Annotated in this window: 13 protein-coding genes; all 13 read left to right on the top strand. The window is 39.7% G+C overall.

Annotated elements, in window-relative coordinates:
- Positions 1–125 precede the first annotated feature (125 nt).
- On the top strand, positions 126–587 hold the full coding sequence (locus QMA12_RS03155) for a GAF domain-containing protein (RefSeq protein WP_087532286.1): 462 nt from the start codon (positions 126–128) through the stop codon (positions 585–587).
- On the top strand, positions 584–862 hold the full coding sequence (locus QMA12_RS03160) for a hypothetical protein (protein ID WP_087532285.1): 279 nt from the start codon (positions 584–586) through the stop codon (positions 860–862). Before QMA12_RS03155 ends, QMA12_RS03160 begins: the two co-directional genes overlap by 4 nt.
- 14 nt (positions 863–876) lie before the next feature.
- Positions 877–1,527, top strand: a complete 651-nt coding sequence (proQ, locus tag QMA12_RS03165; RefSeq protein WP_087532284.1) for an RNA chaperone ProQ — start codon at positions 877–879, stop codon at positions 1,525–1,527.
- Between the two features lie 27 nt (positions 1,528–1,554).
- The gene (gene prc, locus QMA12_RS03170; protein ID WP_290208537.1) at positions 1,555–3,588 is read left to right on the top strand and encodes a carboxy terminal-processing peptidase; all 2,034 of its coding nucleotides are present in this window, start codon (positions 1,555–1,557) and stop codon (positions 3,586–3,588) included.
- Between the two features lie 174 nt (positions 3,589–3,762).
- The gene (gene nhaC, locus QMA12_RS03175) at positions 3,763–5,226 is read left to right on the top strand and encodes a Na+/H+ antiporter NhaC (protein WP_087532282.1); all 1,464 of its coding nucleotides are present in this window, start codon (positions 3,763–3,765) and stop codon (positions 5,224–5,226) included.
- Between the two features lie 44 nt (positions 5,227–5,270).
- A complete protein-coding gene (gene pepN, locus QMA12_RS03180) occupies positions 5,271–7,865 on the top strand; it encodes an aminopeptidase N (protein WP_087532281.1) in 2,595 nt (864 codons plus the stop codon).
- Positions 7,866–7,867: 2 nt separating this feature from the next.
- Positions 7,868–8,089 (top strand): DUF2835 family protein, encoded by a 222-nt coding sequence (locus tag QMA12_RS03185; protein WP_087532280.1) that lies wholly within the window; start codon positions 7,868–7,870, stop codon positions 8,087–8,089.
- A gap of 243 nt (positions 8,090–8,332) precedes the next feature.
- The gene (locus tag QMA12_RS03190) at positions 8,333–10,447 is read left to right on the top strand and encodes a DUF1302 domain-containing protein (RefSeq protein ID WP_290208536.1); all 2,115 of its coding nucleotides are present in this window, start codon (positions 8,333–8,335) and stop codon (positions 10,445–10,447) included.
- Between the two features lie 10 nt (positions 10,448–10,457).
- Entirely contained in the window at positions 10,458–11,822 is a 1,365-nt protein-coding gene (locus QMA12_RS03195; protein ID WP_087532278.1) for a DUF1329 domain-containing protein, read from the top strand.
- A 123-nt stretch (positions 11,823–11,945) separates the two neighbouring features.
- A complete protein-coding gene (locus QMA12_RS03200; protein ID WP_290208535.1) occupies positions 11,946–12,947 on the top strand; it encodes a YCF48-related protein in 1,002 nt (333 codons plus the stop codon).
- Positions 12,947–15,268, top strand: a complete 2,322-nt coding sequence (locus QMA12_RS03205; RefSeq protein ID WP_087532276.1) for an MMPL family transporter — start codon at positions 12,947–12,949, stop codon at positions 15,266–15,268. The genes QMA12_RS03200 and QMA12_RS03205 overlap by 1 nt, the downstream gene beginning before the upstream one ends.
- A gap of 214 nt (positions 15,269–15,482) precedes the next feature.
- Positions 15,483–20,324, top strand: coding sequence for an NAD-glutamate dehydrogenase (locus QMA12_RS03210; protein WP_290208533.1), 4,842 nt, complete (start codon positions 15,483–15,485; stop codon positions 20,322–20,324).
- Positions 20,325–20,415: 91 nt separating this feature from the next.
- Entirely contained in the window at positions 20,416–21,426 is a 1,011-nt protein-coding gene (gene pyrD / locus QMA12_RS03215) for a quinone-dependent dihydroorotate dehydrogenase (RefSeq protein WP_290208532.1), read from the top strand.
- Positions 21,427–21,481: the final 55 nt, after the last annotated feature.

Genomic DNA, 21,481 nt, shown 5'->3' on the forward strand with positions numbered 1-21,481 from the left:
CAGGATTATTGAGCAAGCTTGCTGAAAATTAGGGTAAATTGTTTTTTTTTACCCTTAAAAGGTTTCAATTATTGGCCACAAAGAGTACCTTTAGCTACTGTATGTTTGATAAGAAGTAGTTTGGTATGCAAAAGCAAGAATTTTACCAGTCATTAGTTAAACAAACGGAGTCGCTAATCACTGGTGAGACTAACATTATAGCCAACATGGCAAATATAAGCGCGCTATTATTTACATCATTAGACGATGTGAATTGGGCTGGCTTTTATTTAATGGACTCCCCGTCAGAATTAGTACTAGGTCCGTTTCAAGGTAACCCTGCGTGTATACGCATTCCAGTTGGAAGAGGGGTCTGTGGAACAGCCGCTGCGACTGCAGAAACTCAACTCGTTGAAGATGTACATGCATTCTCAGGGCATATTGCCTGTGATGCTGCGTCAAATTCTGAAATAGTGATACCGATCCTTAAAAATGGTGAGGTTTATGCTGTTCTAGATATCGACAGTCCGAGTATTGCTCGGTTTAATGCTGAAGATATGAAAGGTCTAGAAGCGTTAGTTGCTTGTTTTGAGGCTACGCTTGCATGAAAGACTTACTAAATGTACAGGATTATCTGTTTGCCATCACTGATGTTGGTGATTGGGAAGGGGATGAAGAACACGTAGCGGAAACGCTAAATGATTTGATTCACATTGCTTGGGAGCGTCTACCAGATGACCTTGAATGTGAACTGATCGACGAAATTATAAATGGTATTTGGGAACACCTTCGTGGCGATATGGCGCTTATTGAGGCTGAGTTCGAAGAGTTAACCGACTGGGTAACACACTATGTCGATTCATCAATCGATGAAAAGATGTAATAAAAGGTTCTAAGATGGAAACCACAAACAAGCTAAAAGATATTAATGAAGTATTGGAATTCTTATATCAAGAATTTCCACAATGTTTTAAACAAAAAGACGGTATCAAGCCGCTGAAAGTCGGTATCTTTAAAGATATCGCTGAGCGAATTGAAGGGTCAGATAAAGTAAGTAAAACTCAGGTGCGTCAGGCGCTTAGAAAGTATACTTCAAACTGGCGTTACCTTGAAGCAGTTACTAAGTCTGAGTTCCGTATTGATCTTGATGGTAATCAAGGCGAAAAAGTTGAGCAAGAGCATATTGACCATGCTCAAAAAGCGCTTGAAGAAAGCCGTGCAAAAATGGCTAAACGCAAAAAGCAACAACGCCCTCGTAATGATTCAGACACAAAGTCTTATAAAAAGAAACCTGGCCACTTTGCTAAAAATGGTGATAAAAACGCTAAGGTTAACAATAGCCCAGCAAAAGCTGCACCGGCAAAACGCTCAGGCAAAATTGAACCTTTACCAGCGAGTGAGGTCAAGGTTAATAACAAAGTTAAAGTTAAACTTGGCCAAGCCCTTGTTAATGCCACAATTACTGAAGTGAACAAAGATGATGTTCATGTAGAATTAGTAACGGGTATGCAAGTTAAAACAAAAGCAGACAGCCTGTATATCATTTAAGCTGTAAATAAAATTAAGGAGTTGTGTATGAGTCAGAAGTTTACGCTCATTCCGTTAGTCGCGGCCCTGTTTTCGGGTTCATTATTTGCATCAGCTGAAGTTGCTGATGTTTTGACAGAAAAAGACTTGCCTGTTCTTAAGCAAGAAAGTCAACACAGTACGGCTAGCAAACGGGTGACAAACTTATTTACTCGTGCACATTATAAACCCATTCGTTTTAACGACGAACTTTCTAGTAAAGTGTTTGATCGTTATATCGAGTCCCTTGATTTTAATAAAAGCGTCTTTTTGGCTGCGGATATTGCCTCTTTTGAGCAATACCGCAACCAATTTGATAATGCATTAACCACAGGTAAGCTAGATTTTACGTTTGATATTTTTAATTTAAGTATGAAACGTCGTTTTGAGCGTTATGATTATTCGCTTAGTTTGCTTGAAAAAGAAATGACATTTGATAAAGACGATGAATATTATTTTGATCGTGAAGATGCAGCATGGGCAAAAACCCAAGCAGAGCTTGACGAGCTTTGGCGTGAACGCGTTAAGTATGACGCGCTACGTTTAAAGATGACGGGTAAAGATTGGGAAGGTATTAAAGAAGTACTGACCAAACGCTACCACAATGCACAAAAACGTTTAGTGCAAACAAATAGCGAAGATGCATTCCAGATTGTTATGAATTCATTTGCCAGAAGCATTGAAGCTCATACATCTTATCTCTCGCCGCGTCGAGCTGAGCAATTCAAGATGGACATGGATCTTGAATTAGAAGGTATTGGTGCTGTGCTGAGTTACGATGAAGATTACACTGTAATACGTAGCCTTGTACCAGGTGGTCCTGCCGATAAGTCTGAACAAATCAAAGCTGATGATCGTATTATCGGAGTTGCACAAGATGGTGAAGAGTTTGTTGATATCATTGGCTGGCGCTTAGATGATGTAGTTGACTTAATTAAAGGGCCTAAGGGCACTAAAGTTCGCTTGCAATACCTAAAAGGCGCTGATGCACATGGCACCCCAAAAGTTGTAGAAATTACCCGTGATAAAATTCGTCTTGAAGACCGAGCTGCAAAATCAGAGGTTTTCGAAGCGAAGTATTCAGATTTAACCAGTAAAATAGGCGTTATTGAGATACCTGGCTTTTACAATAATTTATCTAAAGATGTAAAAGTTGAACTCGCTAAACTCAAAGAAGCTAAAGTCGATGGAATCATTATTGATTTACGTCAAAATGGTGGTGGTTCTTTATATGAAGCAACACAGCTGTCAGGTTTGTTTTTTGACCAAGGCCCTGTAGTGCAAATTCATACTCTTAATAATCGCATCGAAGAACAAAAAGACAGAGATGGTGTTACATTTTATGATGGGCCATTGACTGTTTTAGTTGACCGTTATAGTGCATCAGCTTCAGAAATTTTTGCTGCAGCGATGCAAGATTATGGCCGCGCAGTGGTGATTGGTGAGCAAACGTTTGGTAAAGGTACTGTACAACAACATAAAGGGTTGGGTAGAGCCTATGATTTGTATGACAACCCATTAGGCAGTGTACAATATACTATTGCCAAATTTTATCGCATTAACGGCGGCAGTACTCAGCACAAAGGTGTTATACCGGATATTTCATTTCCTTCAGCGATAGACCCTGCTGAGTGGGGTGAAAGCCAAGAAGATAATGCATTGCCTTGGGATAGTATTATTCGTGCTAAGTATAATTCGGTAGATAATTTAAAACCTGCAATTAACTATATTGCTAAACAACATGCGCAGCGTATTAAAACCGAACCAGAGTTTAACTATGTGTTTGAGGATATTACTCGTTATAAAGAAGAAAAAGATCGTAAGACTATTTCTTTAATGGAAGCCGCACGCATCAAAGAAAAAGATGAAAATGAGGCTCGCGCGCTTGCGAGAACTAACGAGCGCCTAACACGTTTAGGTGAAAAGCCTGTTGAAAACTTAGATGATTTGCCAGAAGTACTTGACGACTTAGACCCGTTTTTAGAAGAAGCGGCTCTGATTACTCAAGACTATATTAAGTTTGGCCAAATCGCGAAGAAATAAACACATAAATCAGTCAATTTTAAAAAGGCGCAATAGCGCCTTTTTTGCTGCCTAAAGCAATATGAATTGCTATAATCGCTGATTAAACGCTGAGAAAAACTATGCTTTAGATAGTTAACAGTGCTAAAAAATAATAATTAAGCGCGTACATTGCTACGTGTAGGAGTTCCAATTTTGATACCACAAGAAGAAAAAAACGTGCAACAAGCAAGCTTTTGGGATGCACTGATACCAATCTCAGTGTTAATTTGTTTATTAGGTGCAGCGGTCTATTTATTTGGTGATAGCTCTTCATCAGGTCCAAACCAAATTGCATTATTGTTTGCAACATTCACGGCAGCTTTAATAGGCCTTAAAAACGGTTATACCTGGAAAAAGCTTGAAGATGCAATGATAGAAGGCATCACTTTATCTTTGGGAGCGATACTAATTTTACTTATGGTAGGTGCTTTAATTGGTACTTGGTTGCTTTCTGGTACAGTGCCTACCTTAATTTATTATGGCCTACAAGTTATCGATCCGAGTTGGTTTTATGCAGCTAGCTGTTTAATCTGTGGCATTGTTGCGATGAGTATCGGCAGCTCATGGACCACGGCGGCAACTATAGGTACTGCGCTACTGGGGGTAGCAACAGGATTGGGATTAGATCAGGTTGTTACAGCAGGGGCGGTTATATCAGGTGCTTATTTTGGTGATAAGCTTAGTCCTTTATCTGAAACAACCAATTTGGCTCCTGCTGTTGTTGGCGCTGATTTATTTGAACATATTCATCATATGTTATGGACCACAGTACCCAGCTTTATTATCGCTTTAATTATTTTTATTGTGATGGGTTTTAATGCCAGTGCCGAAAACGAAGCTGGTCGTATTGATGAAATTACCCTTATTCTAGAGCAAAATTTTAACATTGGCATTGAAATGCTTGTGCCATTAATTGTCTTACTCGTATTAGCGATTAGAAAAATGCCCGCGTTTCCGGCTATTTCTATTGGTGCGGTAATTGGTGCTCTATGGGCTATGTTGTTCCAATCAGATTTAATTACCAGTCAAATAGATGGGTCACAAGGGCAAATTATTGGTTACTTTAAGTTAATATGGAGCACATTTTTCGATGGCTTTTCAGTTGTTACAGGTGACGACAAAATGGACTCCTTACTCAGCGGTGGTGGTATGGCTGGTATGTTAACTACTACGTGGCTGATAATGACTGCATTAATGTTTGGTGCCATTATGGAAAAGACTGGCTTACTGGACATTTTTGTTAAAAGCATCTTAAAAATAGCAAAAAGCACAGGCTCATTAATTACAGCAACGATTGCTACCTGTATTGGAACAAACGTTATTGCTGCCGATCAATATATTGCGATTGTTGTGCCTGGGCGTATGTATAAAGATGAATATGAAAAACGTGGGCTTAAACCTGTTAATTTATCTCGTACATTAGAAGACGGCGGTACTATTACCAGCCCGTTGATCCCTTGGAATACATGCGGAGCTTACATGCAAAGTGTATTGCATGTTAATCCATTTGATTATTTATTCTATGCGTTTTTTAACTTAATCAACCCATTCTTAGCCGTTGTTTACGCCTATTTAGGTATCAAAATTTTACGCATCAAACCAAAACAACAGGCTTAAATTTAGTGCTCCTCTTTATAGGGGAGCCTCTGTGGAGTTTACCTATGACTGCAAGCAATAAACCTCAAGCACAATATCTAAAAGATTATCAAGCCCCCGATTTTAATATAGAGCATGTCGATCTGACATTTAAACTCAGTCCACTTGAAACGCAAGTAACGTCTGTATTACAACTTGTCAGAACCAATGAGAGTAAAGCTGATTTAATACTAGACGGTATTGATCTCACGTTACTCTCTGTTCAAGTTGACGGGGATGATTACGCTGATTATCAACAGCAGAACGAACAACTAATAATTAAAAACTTGCCTGAGAGTTGTCAGCTTAGGATTGTGACGAATATTTCGCCGGATACTAATTCATCCTTAGAAGGTCTGTATTTATCGGGTGGGGCTTATTGTACCCAGTGTGAAGCGCAAGGGTTTAGAAAAATAACCTACTATTTAGATCGCCCTGATGTGCTTGCCAGTTTTGATGTAACGATAATTGCTGAGCAAAAATTTGAGCATTTATTATCAAATGGTAACAAAGTTGATGAAGGCTTACTTGACGACGGCCTACATTTTGCTAAATGGCAAGACCCTTTTAAAAAGCCAAGCTATTTGTTTGCTTTAGTTGCGGGAAGCTTCGATGTTTTAACTGATAATTATGTGACTAAAAGTGGACGAAATGTTGAACTAGCTTTGTTTGTAGATAAAGGGAATTTGCCTAAAACCCCTCATGCTATGGCCTCACTTAAGAAGTCTATGCAATGGGATGAAGAGCGCTTTAACCTAGAATATGACCTTGATATTTATATGATTGTTGCTGTTGATTTCTTCAATATGGGGGCGATGGAAAACAAAGGCCTGAATATATTTAATTCTAAATGTGTATTAGCCAATCAAGAAACAGCCACTGATAAAGATTATCATACAATTGAATCTATTGTGGGTCATGAGTACTTTCATAACTGGACTGGTAATCGCGTAACCTGTAGAGATTGGTTTCAGCTATCGTTAAAAGAAGGGCTTACAGTATTTCGTGACCAAGAGTTTAGTAGCGATTTAGGCTCTCGTGCACTTAATCGAATTGATGCTGTTAAAGTGATGCGTACACACCAATTTAGTGAAGATGCAGGCCCTATGTCTCATCCTATTAGACCTGAAAAAGTTATTGAAATGAATAACTTTTATACGGTAACCGTATACGACAAAGGAGCAGAAGTTATTCGTATGATGCACACTTTGTTAGGAGAGCAAAAGTTTCAACAAGGTATGACACTTTATTTTGAGCGCCATGATGGTCAGGCGGTCACGTGTGATGATTTTGTAGCAGCAATGCAAGACGCGTCGAACATTGATTTAACACAGTTCAAGCGTTGGTATAATCAAGCAGGTACGCCTCGCTTAAGTGTTAAGCAAGATTTTGATAAAGACAAGGGTATTTTGACCTTATCTGTTATGCAATCTGCACCTGTTAATCAACCCGATAATGCGCCTTTACATATTCCATTTGCAATCGAGTTACTAGATGAGAAAGGGCAGAGCATTACCTTATCATTTAATGGTAAAGAGCTTGATTCTGTACTTAATGTTACTGAATGCTCGCAAGAATTTAAATTTGATGGTTTAACTAAAAGTCCTGTTGCGGTGTTATTAGAGGACTTTTCAGCGCCTTGTATTGTTGAGCAAACAACGGATGAAGCCAGTTTATTGCATATCATGCGTTATGCGCGTAGCGATTTTTCGCGCTGGGATGCACAGCAAAAACTCTTTGTTATGGCAGTTAAGCAGGCGATAGCTTCATCAACAGAAGTGAAGTTAAGTGATGCTGTTATTAGTGTATTTACAGCATTAATTAATAATTTAGAGGGTGATTTAGCTCTGACAGCAGAACTGTTAAAACTGCCAAGTTTTGATACATTAGCTGCAGAGTTTGATGTTATCCCTGTAGATAGCATCTTAAATGTCACTGAGAGGTTCGAACTGCAGCTGGCTCAAGAGCTGCAGTCAGCACTGCATAATTGTTATAATCAACTTCATGATGATGGCTCAATCAATGCCAATGCAGTTGCTGTTCGAGCTTTAAAAGGGCAATGTTTACATTATTTGGCTAAAACTGAAGATAATCGCGTAACGACATATCTATCGCAAGTTGCTCAGTCAACAAATATGACCAATGTACTAGCGGCATTAAGTGCAGCAGTCAAAGCACAGCACCCGTTAACAGATGAATTGTTAAATGGTTTTGATGGTCAATGGCGCCATGACGTACTGGTTATGGATAAATGGTTTGCATTACAAGCTATGCAAAGTAAGCCTGATGCCATAAAACATATTCAAAGCTTGTATGAACACCCTTGCTTTGATTTTTCGAATCCAAATCGTGTACGAGCCCTGGTTGGTAGTTTTAGTCACTTTAATACTGCACAGTTTCATCGTATTGATGGAGCAGGTTATGCGCTATTAGGCGATTTGCTGATTAAACTCAATGCGATAAATCCACAAAATGCCTCAAGAATGCTTACACCATTTATGTCATGGCGGCGTTACGATGATACGCGTTCAATGGCAATGAAAGCTCAGCTAGAGCGATTGTCACAACTGGAAAATCTCAGTGATGATTTATTTGAGAAAGTTGAGAAAGCATTAGCTTAAGCATGCGCGAGTATTACTTTTTACTAAATCTGACGTATAAACAGTGTATGGATTATTACGATGGTAAATATACGTCAGTACAAGTAACTGAAGATGGTGGTAAAACAGTACGTTTTGCTGCCCATCATTTGCGACCTTTTATTTCATCTTTGGGGGTTAGAGGGCGGTTTAGGTTGTTGCTTACAGCCGAAAATCAATTTATTAGGCTTGAGCGAGTAAGCTAAAAAATTTAAAATATTCCACATTTATATTATCTTTTTGTTAATTCAATTTGTCCTATTGTTAATTTACGTGTATAAATTATCTGGTAGGACGTCTTACCATTACGTAAACGCTAACTAAATTGTAAATTAATGGTTGTTTCAACGCGTTCTATTTGTAATTTTTATGTTTCGGTTCTATCGTTACTACTACACTAAAAACAACAACTTGATCACAAAATGACCCGCGACAGGGGGAAACACACAATGATAAGAAGATCGCTTTTTGTTAAAAACAAAATAGTTTTAGGCCTAGCAGCTGCTTCGTTAGGTTTATCCACTGGCGTAGCTCAAGCCGCTAACTTTGATGTTGGTGGCTTTGATATTACGTTCGATTCAAACTTTTCTTATGGACAAAGCATACGTATAGAAGACCGTGACTTTGCGCTGATTGGTAAAAGTAATAGCCCTGCACTTGATTGGACTGGTTATAACCCTTCAATTAACAACATTGTTTATTCTTCACAAGATGTGTGGGCACAACCCGGTGCTTATTCTAATAATGGTGATGCAGGAGATTTGAACTTTGATAGCGGTGAATCATTTTCTAAGTTACTCAAAGGCACACATGACCTATCTATAAGCAAAGACAATTTTGGCTTATTTACTCGTTTTATGTATTTTTATGATTTTGAATTAATGGATGGCGACCGCGCCTATGTTAATCCAACATCAGGTGGTGGCGTCGATCCATGTGATGACGACGACACTAAAGAGCAAGTGTGTGCTGATCTGCGTTTACTTGATGCCTATGTTTGGGCCAATTTTGATTTGAATGATGGTAATAACCCACTTTCAATCCGCCTTGGCCAGCAAGTGGTTAACTGGGGGGAAAGTACTTTGATCTCTCATGGTATTAACGTTAATCCTGTTGATATAGATCGTTTAAAAGCGCCTGGTGCAGAACTTAAAGAAGCGTTTATCCCTGTAGGTATGTTATGGGCGTCTTTAGGCATAACTGAAAATTTAAACCTTGAAGCTTTTTATCAATATGAATGGCATGAAACACGCTTGCCTGCTGCCGGTAGTTATTTTTCAACTAATGACTTTGCCTCTGAAAATGGTTATCAGCAGAATATCCAATTAGGTTTTACTTCAAACCCTGATATTGATCTGGAGTTCTTAACAAATAGTTTAAACAGCTTAGATGATATTGTCCGATCACAAGGTGTTGATCCAACCAGTGATCAAGGTAAAGAAATGATGAGCCAGATGTATATGGCTTATCCGACTAAAGTTGCCTTGAAAGGCAAGGGTGGTGCCGGTAAAACTGATCCTAAAGATGGTGGTCAGTATGGCTTGCGCCTAGGTATGTTTTTACCTGAGCTCAATGATACTGAGGTTGCGCTTTATCATATTAATTATCACAGTCGTCGCCCTTTAATTTCTGGTAAGGTATCTGATTTCTCTACAGCTGCTGTTAGCCAAGATATCGCAACTATTTTGTCGGGCGAAATCACAGAAGATAACATTACCCAGTTAAATGCTTTCACCCAAGGTGTTTTAGAATACCCCGAAGATATCAAATTGTATGGGCTTAGTTTTAATACATCATTAGGTGAAACTGCTTTTGCTGGTGAATTTGCGTTTCGCCAAGATGAACCATTGCAAATTGATGACGTGGAGTTATTGTACGCAGGTATGCCTGAACAGTTAGCTGTGGCAGGCTTACGCCCTGACCTTGAGCGCATATCACAAGTGCCAGGTAATGCACAAACCACTCAAGCTGATGGAACCGTGGTAACCAGTGCTGTTGCACCGGGACAAGTTGCCGCGGGTTATATTTTAAGAAACACAGCACAGCTTCAATTTACAGCAACACACCTGTTTGGCCCATCGCTTGGTGCTGATAGTTGGGCTGTTGTGGGTGAAGTTGGCGGTGTTAGAATTAATGACATGCCTGAATATGACGAATTACGTTTAAATGTTTCAGGTACTGGGCGCAGTGGTGTAATTATGGGTCCAGGTACTGATGATTATTCAACACTTCACTTAGGTTTATCAAATGGTCCAGAAACGAACCCATTCCCGACGGCATCTGCTTGGGGTTATCGTTTAATCGCCAAAGGTGATTATTATAACTTCTTTAAAGGGGTTAACTTCTCACCTCGCTTTGTATTTTCACATGACGTAAATGGTATTACACCAGACCCTATGTTCCTATTTATTGAGGATCGCAAGTCATTGGGTGTAACTGCCAATTTTAATTACCAAAATGCATGGTCTTTTGACTTCAGCTACAACTCGTTTTGGGGTGGTGGTGACACAAATACTTTCTCTGACCGTGATTACGTTTCTTTCAATATTAAATATTCAATTTAAGGGTATCATCATGATAAAAAAACCTACCCTCATCGCATTAGCTGTTTGTGGTTTACTTTCGACTACGTCAGCTGTTGCAAAAATGTCTGCAGAAGAAGTTGCACGTTTAGGCAAAGACTTAACACCTGTTGGCGCTGAAAAGGCCGGAAATGCAGATGGCTCTATTCCAGCTTGGACAGGTGGTATAACAAAAGCACCTGCTGGTTATACACCTGGTATGCATCACCCAGATCCTTATGCCGATGACAAAGTACTTTTTACAATAGACAAATCAAATGTTGATAAGTACAAAGAAAATTTAAGCCCTGGACAAGTAGCTTTATTTGAAGCCTACCCAGAGACATTTAAGATGAATATCTACAAAACTCACCGTAGCGCGTCTAACCCACAATTTGTGTATGATGCTACGAAGCAATATGCGCCAACTGCAGAGTTAATTGAAGGCGGTAATGGTATAAAAAATACCGCCATTGGTATTCCTTTTCCCATTCCAAAAGATGGTTTAGAAGCTATTTGGAACCACTTATTACGTTATCGTGGTTTGTCGATTGAACGTTTTGGTGGTCAAGCAGCCCCAACCGCATCGGGCTCTTATAATATGGTTGGTTTTGATGAGCAGCTACTTGTTAAGTACTCTGATCCAAAAGCAACGCCGGCCGAGCTTCAAGAGTCTAATATTCTGTTTAAGTTTAAACAAAAAGTGACACAACCTGCGCGCCTTGCCGGTACTGCACTTTTAGTGCATGAAACCATGGACCAAATTTTAACTCCTCGCCAAGCTTGGACTTATAACACTGGTCAACGTCGTGTTCGTCGTGCGCCAAATGTTGCTTATGACGCACCGGGTACAGCAGCTGATAGCTTACGTACTACCGATGATTTCGATATGTTTAATGGCTCGCCTAATCGTTATTCGTGGACGCTAAAAGGTAAAAAAGAACTTTATATCCCTTACAACAGCTATAAATTACACAGTGATAAGCTAGAGTATGATGATATTTTAATGGCCGGTCACATTAACCCTGAGCATGTGCGTTATGAAAAACACCGTGTTTGGGTGGTAGAAGCAGATTTAAAAGAAGACACTCGTCATATCTATAAAAAGCGTGTTTTTTATATTGATGAAGACAGCTGGCAAATTCATGTAACTGATATTTATGATAACCGCGACCAGATGTATCGTGTGGCTATGGCACACGGCCTAAACTACTATGATGCATTAACAAACTGGAGCACGCTTGACGTATATCATGATTTGAACTCTCGCCGTTATCTAGCAATTGGTTTAGATAACCAAGAAAAGATGTACGATTTTTCTAAATCGTTTAATGATAATGAATTTACATCTAACGCGTTACGTCGCGCAGGTCGTTAAAATTTAACTGGCACCTAATAAGTTAGGTGCCTTTTTCAAGCCGCGTTTGTCTTTCTGACACGCTCTGGTATTTCCATTTGCATGTCTTTTTCAAACACACTCTCCTCAAGGCGATTTTAAACTATGAAGTATTTGCTTTACGCAGGGTTAAGTACCTTAGCAAGTCTTACTTTTGTACTGTCGGCAGCAGAGCCTCTGCCTGCAATAAGCGCAACAAAGGCTGATAAAACACTGTTAACTGATATTGAATTTAATGGTGACAAACTTGTTGCAGTTGGCAAGCATGGGACAGTTATTACCAGTGCTGATGCTAAAACGTGGCAGCAAGCAACAGTGCCAACACAAGTTTTACTTACAGCAGTCAATTTTATTGACTCGCAACAAGGTTGGGCATGCGGCCATGATGCCACCATTATTAACACCACAGATGGTGGGGAGAAATGGCAACTGCAACACGTCAAAGAGTCGCTTGATAAACCATGCTTAGATATTTTATTTAATACTAAGCAGCACGGCTTTGCGGTTGGTGCTTATGGTATGTTTTATGAAACTTTTGACGGTGGCTTAAATTGGAACAAACGATTTTTAGATAGCCTGCTTTTTGCAGAGGACCGTGATTACCTCAATGATCTCAAAGAAACAGACCCACAAGGGTATGAGGCGGAAACGGCTTCTATTCTCCCACATTTCAATCGAATTTTTAAAGCAGATAATAAATTAATGCTGGTGGGTGAAATGGGTTTATTAGCACACAGTGTAGATAACGGTAAAACTTGGCAACGAGATGAAGAAATTTACCCAGGGTCTTTTTTTGCATACGCACAAAATACGCAAGGTGAAGAGCTTGTTGCTGGTTTAAGAGGTAATATTTTTACTCGCACCGCGCAAACTAATTGGCAACATATTCACAATGATAAAACCGCAACAGTAAACAGTATCGTGGATACTGGTAAAGATGGCTGGCTACTATTAGCAAATAGCGGGGTCATTTTTCACTATAAAGATGGCACGCTTAACTTAGAGCAATTACCAGATGGTAAATCAATATTAGATGCTGTTTTATTCAAAAAACAACTTGTTATGGCATCAGAAAATGGCATTAAAGTGAAGGAGATGACTCCATAATGCAGGGTTTATTAGACTTTTTAGAAAAGGCTGTGTTTCGTCATCGCCTCATGATGATTATTACTTTTGCTGTGATCAGTTGTGTTCTGGCATTTAAGGCAACACAGATTCAGCTTGATGCATCTTTTAACAAAAATATTCCGCTAAATCATGATTACATGAAAGTGTATTTAAAGCATGAAAAACAGTTTGGTGGCGCAAACAGTATTTTAATCTCGGTGTGTGATGACAGTGGTAACATTTTTAATCCTGAGTTTTTTACTCAATTAAAAGCCGTACACGATCAATTATATTTCATTCCAGGCGTTAACCGTCCCTTGGTTAACTCAATATTCTCTCCTAGTGCTCGGTTTGTTGAAGTTGTTGAAGATGGTTTTGCTGGTGGGCCAATCATCCCCGCTAATTTTAAGGCTGACAAACAGGGCTTAAGTGTTGTAAAAGAAAACATCGAAAAAGCCAAAGTTGTAGGCCGAATGATAGCGTCTGACTACTCGTGTGCCATGGTGAGCGCACAACTTTTAGAAACTGATCCGCAAACACAAGAAAAGCTCGATACACTGGCCTTTGCACAAAAACTAGAAACGCAAATTCGTGAGCCATTAAGTACAGATAAAGTCAGTATTCATATTATTGGTTTTGCTAAAATGGCCGGTGATATAGCAGAGGGCGCAAAAGGGGTTGTGCTGTTTTTTGCTATTGCTATTGCCTTTACTTTTATTATGGTTTGGTTGTTTTGTGGCAGCTTAAAACTGACTATTTTGCCCATTGCCTGCTCAATAATTGCAGTGGTGTGGCAGTTAGGCTTGCTCTCAAGCTTAGGGTTTGGTCTGGATCCTATGTCAATATTAGTGCCATTTTTAGTCTTTGCTATTGGTGTAAGTCATGGTGTGCAGATGATAAATGCCATAGGTAAGAAAGTAGCTGAGGGCCGTAGTACCCGTATTTGCTGCCAATCAAGCTTTAGGGCGTTATTGGTACCTGGTGGTATTGCTTTGCTTTCAGATACGGTAGGGTTTTTAACGTTACTTACTATAGATATTGGCATTATCCGTGAGCTTGCGATTACTGCTAGTTTAGGCGTTGCTGTTATTATTTTTACAAATTTGATTTTACTCCCTGTTTGGGCGTCGTACATGCGCTTTGAGAACACAGTAAAAATTAAAGCGGGCAACACAGCAAAACCAAATGTATTAGATGCTCTGCGTGAGTTGTTAGTAAAAGCGACGGATCCTAAAATTGCAAAAGTAATCATCGCATTAACCTTGGTGCTGTTTGCGGTTGGTTATTGGCAAGCAGACAAAATGCGCATTGGTGATTTGCATGCTGGCGCGCCGTCGTTACATCAGGATGCTCGTTACAACCAAGATACCTTTTTAATATCGGACAAATACACGATTTCCTCGGATATATTAAAAGTTATTGTTGAGGCGTACCCAGCAGCTTGTACTGAGCATGATGTAATGGAACGTATTAGTCGATTCCAATATAAGGTTGAGAACTTAAGTGGCGTTCAATCTGCGGTCAGTTTAAGTTCGGTAGCACAGTCAGTAAATGCCGGGTATAACGAGGGCAATTTAAAATGGCAAACCTTACCGCGCAATACCGCAAGCTTAGTTCAAGCCAGTGCGCGAGTAGAAACAAGCACCGGCTTATTAAATGGTGATTGCTCAGTTATGCCGGTTATTATCTTTTTAGATGATCATAAAGCTGAAACGATTGATAACGTAATAGCCCGTGTTAAACAATTTGCTGCTGAAGAGAAAACAGATAAATTGCAGTTTAAATTAGCGTCTGGCCCAGTAGGGGTGATGGCAGCAACAAATGAATCGGTTTCAGCTGCCCAACTGCCAATGATGATTTATGTTTATGGTGCGGTCATCATATTATGTTTGATCAGCTTCAAGAGCGTCAAAGCAACCATTGCAGTTGTTTTACCTTTGTATGTTGTATCGACATTAGCACAAGCGTTAATGGTGCAATTACAAATAGGGTTAACGGTATCAACATTACCTGTTATCGCGTTAGGTGTGGGTATCGGGGTTGATTACGGGATTTATATCTTGTCATCTATGATGGGGCAATTAAAGCAAGGTGTCGCGTTACCTATTGCTTATCGCAATGCATTAGCTGAACGTGGTAGTGCGGTTTTATTTACAGGTATAACGTTAGCGATTGGTGTGAGCACATGGATTTTCTCTGATTTGAAGTTCCAAGTCGATATGGGCATCTTACTAACCTTCATGTTCTTGGTAAATATGTTGGGTGCTGTGTTGTTATTACCCGCTATTGGCAGTCTACTGTGGACTGACCAGAAAAAATAATGTGAATAGTTTTGCTCCTAAATGGCCAGTAATGGCCATTTATATCTATAATTTGTGAATAGATGACCAAATAGCTGAAATGCTTAAAATGTTTTCATCGAAAGGGCTGTTTATTAGTTCTAAAAGGGTTAGAATTTAGCTGACTCCACACAATATAAATTGCTGTACAAATTTCCCCTCTATTTTAGATGGGTATAGATTTAAGGAACATGTAATGACACAAAATGAAGGGCAAGCCTCGGTTATCCTAGATAATGTCTGCAAGCTAATCCAGAAAAAAGTTCACGCTGATAATGTGTTACTCGTTGAAAAATTTGCCAAGTCCTTGTACAGCAATATGTCTAGAGAAGATTTGGCACATCGCAACGATAGTGACTTATATGGCGCTGCACTTAGCCTATGGAACTCGCTAGAAAAAAATAACTCTGATGATGCGGTGATCCGTGTTTTCAATCCAGAAGTAGCAAAAGATGGTTGGCAGTCGTCTCACACGATTGTTGAAATCATTGCTAAAGACATGCCATTTTTAGTTGATTCTGTACGTATGGCCATGAATCGAGCAAATATTGCGTCGCACTTACTTTTACACTCTCCATTAAAAGTAAAACGTGATAAAAATGGTAAAATATCTGCTATCTCCAATTTAAAAGTCGATCAAGAATCAACGTCTACTAAAACAGTTTTCTTTATTGAAATTGATCGTCAAACGGATTCGTCAGTGATTGACTCATTTAAGCAAGAGCTTGAATCGGTCATGGTTGATGTATCAACTGCTGTGGAAGATTGGCAGCCAATCCGCGAAAAGCTAATTGCGGTAAGCAAAGAGCTACCAAAGCGTAAAAATGTTGAAAACAAAGTTGAAGTTGCAGAAACCGTCGAGTTTTTAGATTGGTTAGTAAAAGATAATTTTACCCTAATGGGCTATCGCCAATATGACCTAGAGCCAGTGCAAGGCGACTATAAGTTGCAAGGCAAGATGGATACTAGCCTGGGTTTAATGAAAAACACCACTGATGAGCATGCCCGTTTATTATCAGAGCTGCCTGAAGCCGCTCGTCTTGAGGCGCGTAGCAGTAACCAGCTTATCTTAACAAAAACTAACTCGCTGTCTCGCGTTCATCGGCCTGCCTATATTGATTATGTAGGTGTTAAGCGCTTTGACGATAAAGGCAATGTGATTGGTGAAGACCGCTTTATCGGTTTATTTTCTTCTAGTTTTTATAATAACAGTGCTGTTGATGTACCTGTATTAAAAAGTAAGATTAACCGCATTATGGAAATGTGTGATTTTGCTAAAGGTACCCATGCATACAAAGCGGTGTTAAATATTTTAGAGACCTATCCACGTGATGAATTAGTTCAGGCTCGCGAGCATGAACTGTTAGAAGTTGCAATGGGTGTATTACAAGTGCAAGAGCGTGATATGTGTCGCTTATTTGTGCGTAAAGATGCATATGGGCGCTTTTTCTCGTGCATGGTTTATGTACCACGTGAGCGTTATAACACAGCGCTACGACGTGAAACACAATCAATATTAGCGAACGCATTTAATTCTGACGATAAAGTCGAATTTACTACTTTCTTCTCTGAGTCTACATTGGCACGAACTCATTACACTGTGCGTGTGACTAACAACAATATCGAATATAAAGTGAAAGACATCGAAAACAATTTAATTGAAGCGGCCCGTACTTGGGAAGATAAACTGCAAGCAGCGTTGCTCGAATCTGCAGGTGAAGCTCGTGGCAATGATCTGAACCGTAAATACTGCAGCGGTTTTGCACGTGCTTACAAAGATGAAGTATTACCAAGTGCTGCGGTAGTCGATATCGAAAAACTTGAATTATTAAACGATGAAAACAAGTTAGAAATGTTGTTTTACCGCCCTCAAGAAGAAGCGAATAGCAACATTGTACGTTTAAGCTTATTCCATAAAGATGAACCTATCCATTTATCAGATGTCATGCCAATGCTTGAAAACTTTGGCCTGCGTGTAATTGGTGAAACACCTTATTCAGTTAAAACCAGCGATGGTCGTATAAACTGGATCATGGATTTCTCAATGTTACTTGATAATCAAGGCGTTGCAGATTTTGATAAAGTGTCAGCGCGTTTTCGTGCAGCGTTAACCAATGTATGGGGTAATCGTTTAGAAAATGATGGCTTTAATCGCTTAGTGTTAATGGGTGGTTTAACAGGCCGTGAAGCGTCTATTTTACGTGCATACGCTAAATATATGCGCCAAATCGGTGTTACTTTCTCGCAAACTTATATTGAAAGTACATTTGCAAATTACCCGCATATTGCTACTCAGATTGTAAATCTATTCGCTAAAAAGTTTTCTGTTAAAAATCCTGCGAGTGAAAAAACACTCGAGAAGCTTGCTGCGCAAATTTACCTTGAACTTGAGAATGTCGCTAACCTAGATGATGACCGTATTATACGTTTATACGTTGATATGATTATTGCCACGTTACGTACTAACTATTTCCAAAAAGATGAAACAGGTCAGTTTAAATCATATGTTTCGTTTAAAGTGAAACCTAGCTTGATCCCAGATATGCCATTACCATTACCGGCATTCGAAATCTTTGTTTACTCACCTCGCGTGGAAGGTGTTCATTTACGAGGTGGTAAAGTTGCTCGTGGTGGCTTGCGTTGGTCAGATCGTCGTGAAGATTTCCGTACTGAAGTACTTGGCTTGGTTAAAGCACAACAAGTTAAAAATACAGTAATAGTCCCTGTTGGCTCTAAAGGCGGCTTTGTTTGTAAGCAATTACCGAGCGAGCGTGAGGCATTCTTCAAAGAAGGCCAAGAATGCTACAAAATCTTTATCCGTGGTTTATTAGATATCACAGATAACATCATTCAAGGTGAAATTGTGCCGCCGGTTGATGTAACTCGTCATGATGAAGATGATGCATATTTAGTCGTTGCTGCTGATAAAGGCACTGCAACTTTCTCTGACATTGCAAACGGCATTGCGAATGAATATAACTTCTGGCTCGGTGATGCATTTGCATCAGGTGGTTCAGTGGGTTATGACCATAAAAAAATGGGTATTACAGCCCGTGGTGCTTGGGAGTCGGTTAAACGTCATTTCCGCGAAATGGATGTTGATTGCCAATCAACCGATTTTACCGTTGTGGCAATTGGTGACATGGCAGGGGATGTATTTGGTAATGGTATGCTGTTATCTAAGCATATCCGCTTGCAAGTGGCATTTAACCATATGCACATTTTTGTGGATCCAACGCCAGATGCAGCTGCTACTTACCCAGAACGAGAGCGTTTATTTAACCTACCACGTTCATCGTGGGAAGACTTTAATAAAGATTTAATCTCTGCCGGTGGTGGTGTTTTCTCTCGTGCGGCTAAATCAATTAGTCTAAGCCCTGAAATGAAAAAAATGTTGGGCACTAAAAAAGCCAGCATGACACCAAACGAGTTGATCAAAGCATCACTCATGATGGAATTTGATTTACTTTGGAATGGTGGTATCGGTACTTACATTAAGAGCAGCAAAGAAAGTGATGCAGATGTAGGCGATCGGGCAAATGATGCGCTACGTATTAATGGTGGCGAATTAGGTGCTAAAGTATTTGGTGAAGGCGGTAACTTAGGCGCGACCCAATTAGGTCGTATTGAGTTTGCTGCTAAAGGTGGTCGTGTTAATACTGACTTTATTGATAACGTGGGCGGTGTTGCATGCTCAGATAACGAAGTTAATATTAAAATTTTACTGAACGGTTTAGTGACGGCGGGTGATTTAACACGTAAACAACGTGATGAATTACTTTACTCTATGACCGATGAGGTGTCTGAATTAGTATTAGAAGATTGTTATCGCCAAACACATACGCTGTCGATTACTCAATCTAAAGGTTCTTCAACTCTTAAAGAGAAAGTACGCTTTATTCATGCCCTTGAAAAAGATGGCAAACTTAATCGTGCTATTGAATTCATTCCGACAGACGAAGAGCTTGCTGAGCGCGCAGCCGCTGGAAAAGACTTAACGCGTCCAGAGCTGTCAGTGTTAGTGTCATATTCTAAAATGGTGCTAAAAGAATCCCTAGTAACAGAAGAGATCACTGAAAACCCGTATTATCGCCAACTCTTAGTTAACTCTTTCCCAGCTCCACTACGCGAGAAGTTTAATGAGGCAATGGATAACCATCCACTGCGTAAAGAGATCATCGCCACTAAATTAGCCAACAATATTGTTAACGATATGGGCTTGAATTTCATGGTGCGCATGCAAGAAGAAACAGGCGCAAACGAAGCTGAAATTGCCTTGTGTTATTCTGTTGCGAATGAAATTTTCCAAATGAGTGATACATGGGATGCAATAGTAGCGCTTGATAATAAGATCCCTGCGGCGGTGCAAACAGAAATGTTATACCAACTTCGACGTACTGTTCGCCGTGCTACACGTTGGTTCTTACGTCATCGTAATAAAGCGTTAAATATTGAACAAACCATTGCCTTCTTTGCACCTACATTTAGCGATTTAAGCGAAAATTTAAATAGCTATATGGTAGAAAAAGAAAGCGAGCGTTTAGTTCAATCTGCAGAAAAATTAACCCAAAGTGGCGTACCTGCTGATTTAGCAACACGAATTGTTGCACTATCAAGCTTGTTTTCAGTAATGGATTTAGCAGAGGTTGCTAATAATTCTGGACGCAGTATTGATATGGTGTCTAATACCTACTTCAAACTAGGTGCACGTATGGGGTTACATTGGTTCTTAGACCAAATAACCAACCAGCCTGTGGCAAATCATTGGCAAGCCCTTGCTCGTGCATCGTACCGTGAAGAGCTAGATTGGCAACAACGTACACTTGCTGAAGTGGTACTTAATGGCTTTGAAGGAGATGACAAAGACGTTGATAGTCAAATAGATCATTGGATGGACAGCCAAGATTTATTACTTAAACGTTGGGAGCAAATGTTAGCAGAGTTTAAGACTTCGCAAAGTCATGACTTTGCCAAGTTCTCTGTGGCATTACGTGAACTTATGTTACTTAGCCATAACTGTGATACACCGGCAAAATAACTTACGCGTTTTCTAACGTGATAATAATGAGTTAATAGCTTACAATACCCCAGCCTAGTCTGGGGTATTTTTTTATATAGAGGATTTTTTAATGTTTTATGATCTTGCTCGCCGTTTTATGTTCACCCGTGATGCGGAATGGGCCCATGAGTTTGCATTACATAATTTACGCCGCTTTACTAATACACCATTTAGTGCCGCGTGGTCGCAATCAGTGGCTGATCGCCCAGTTGATTTTTTGGGTTTAACGTTTAAAAATCCCGTAGGTTTAGCAGCAGGACTTGATAAAAATGCTGAATGTATTGATGCATTTGCGCAAATGGGCTTTGGTTTTATTGAAGTAGGTACTGTTACACCACGGCCACAAGCGGGGAATGACAAACCACGTATTTTCCGTTTACCTGAGTCAAACGCAATAATTAATCGTATGGGCTTTAATAATAAAGGCGTTGATAATTTAGTAAATAACGTCAAGGCGGCTAAATACGATGGAATTTTGGGGATCAATATTGGTAAAAATAAAGATACCCCAAATGAGCAAGGCAAAGACGATTATATTCACTGTATGCGTAAAGTATTTGAACATGCGTCATATATTACAGTAAATATCTCTTCACCGAATACCCCAGGGCTACGTGATTTACAATATGGTGAAGCACTTGATGACCTTTTACAGAGCCTTAAAAACGAGCAGCTTGATTTAATTGCTAAACATAATAAGCAAGTACCTATGCTAGTTAAGATTGCGCCGGATCTGGATGAGGTGCAAATTGGCCAAGTTAGTGAGTCTTTGATCAATAATAAGATCGATGGAGTGATTGCCACAAATACCACTCTTGAGCGAACAGCAGTGCAAGGACAGCAATACGCTAATGAAGCAGGAGGCTTATCTGGTCAACCTGTGCGCGCACGCTCAACCCACGTGGTTAAAGAGCTTAAGCGTCTTACACAAGGCAAGCTACCTATTATTGGTGTAGGTGGGATTGACGATGCTGCCAGTGCAAAGGAGAAGTTTACCAGCGGGGCTGATCTGGTACAGGTATACACAGGATTTATATATAAAGGCCCACAATTGGTAAAAACGATCCTCTCAGGCTTATAAGGATCAGTTATCTAAGCTTTTGATCGTTCAATAAATGTTCTAATAAAATATTTAT

This window comes from Pseudoalteromonas sp. APC 3893, from assembly GCF_030408095.1.
Lineage (GTDB): Bacteria > Pseudomonadota > Gammaproteobacteria > Enterobacterales > Alteromonadaceae > Pseudoalteromonas.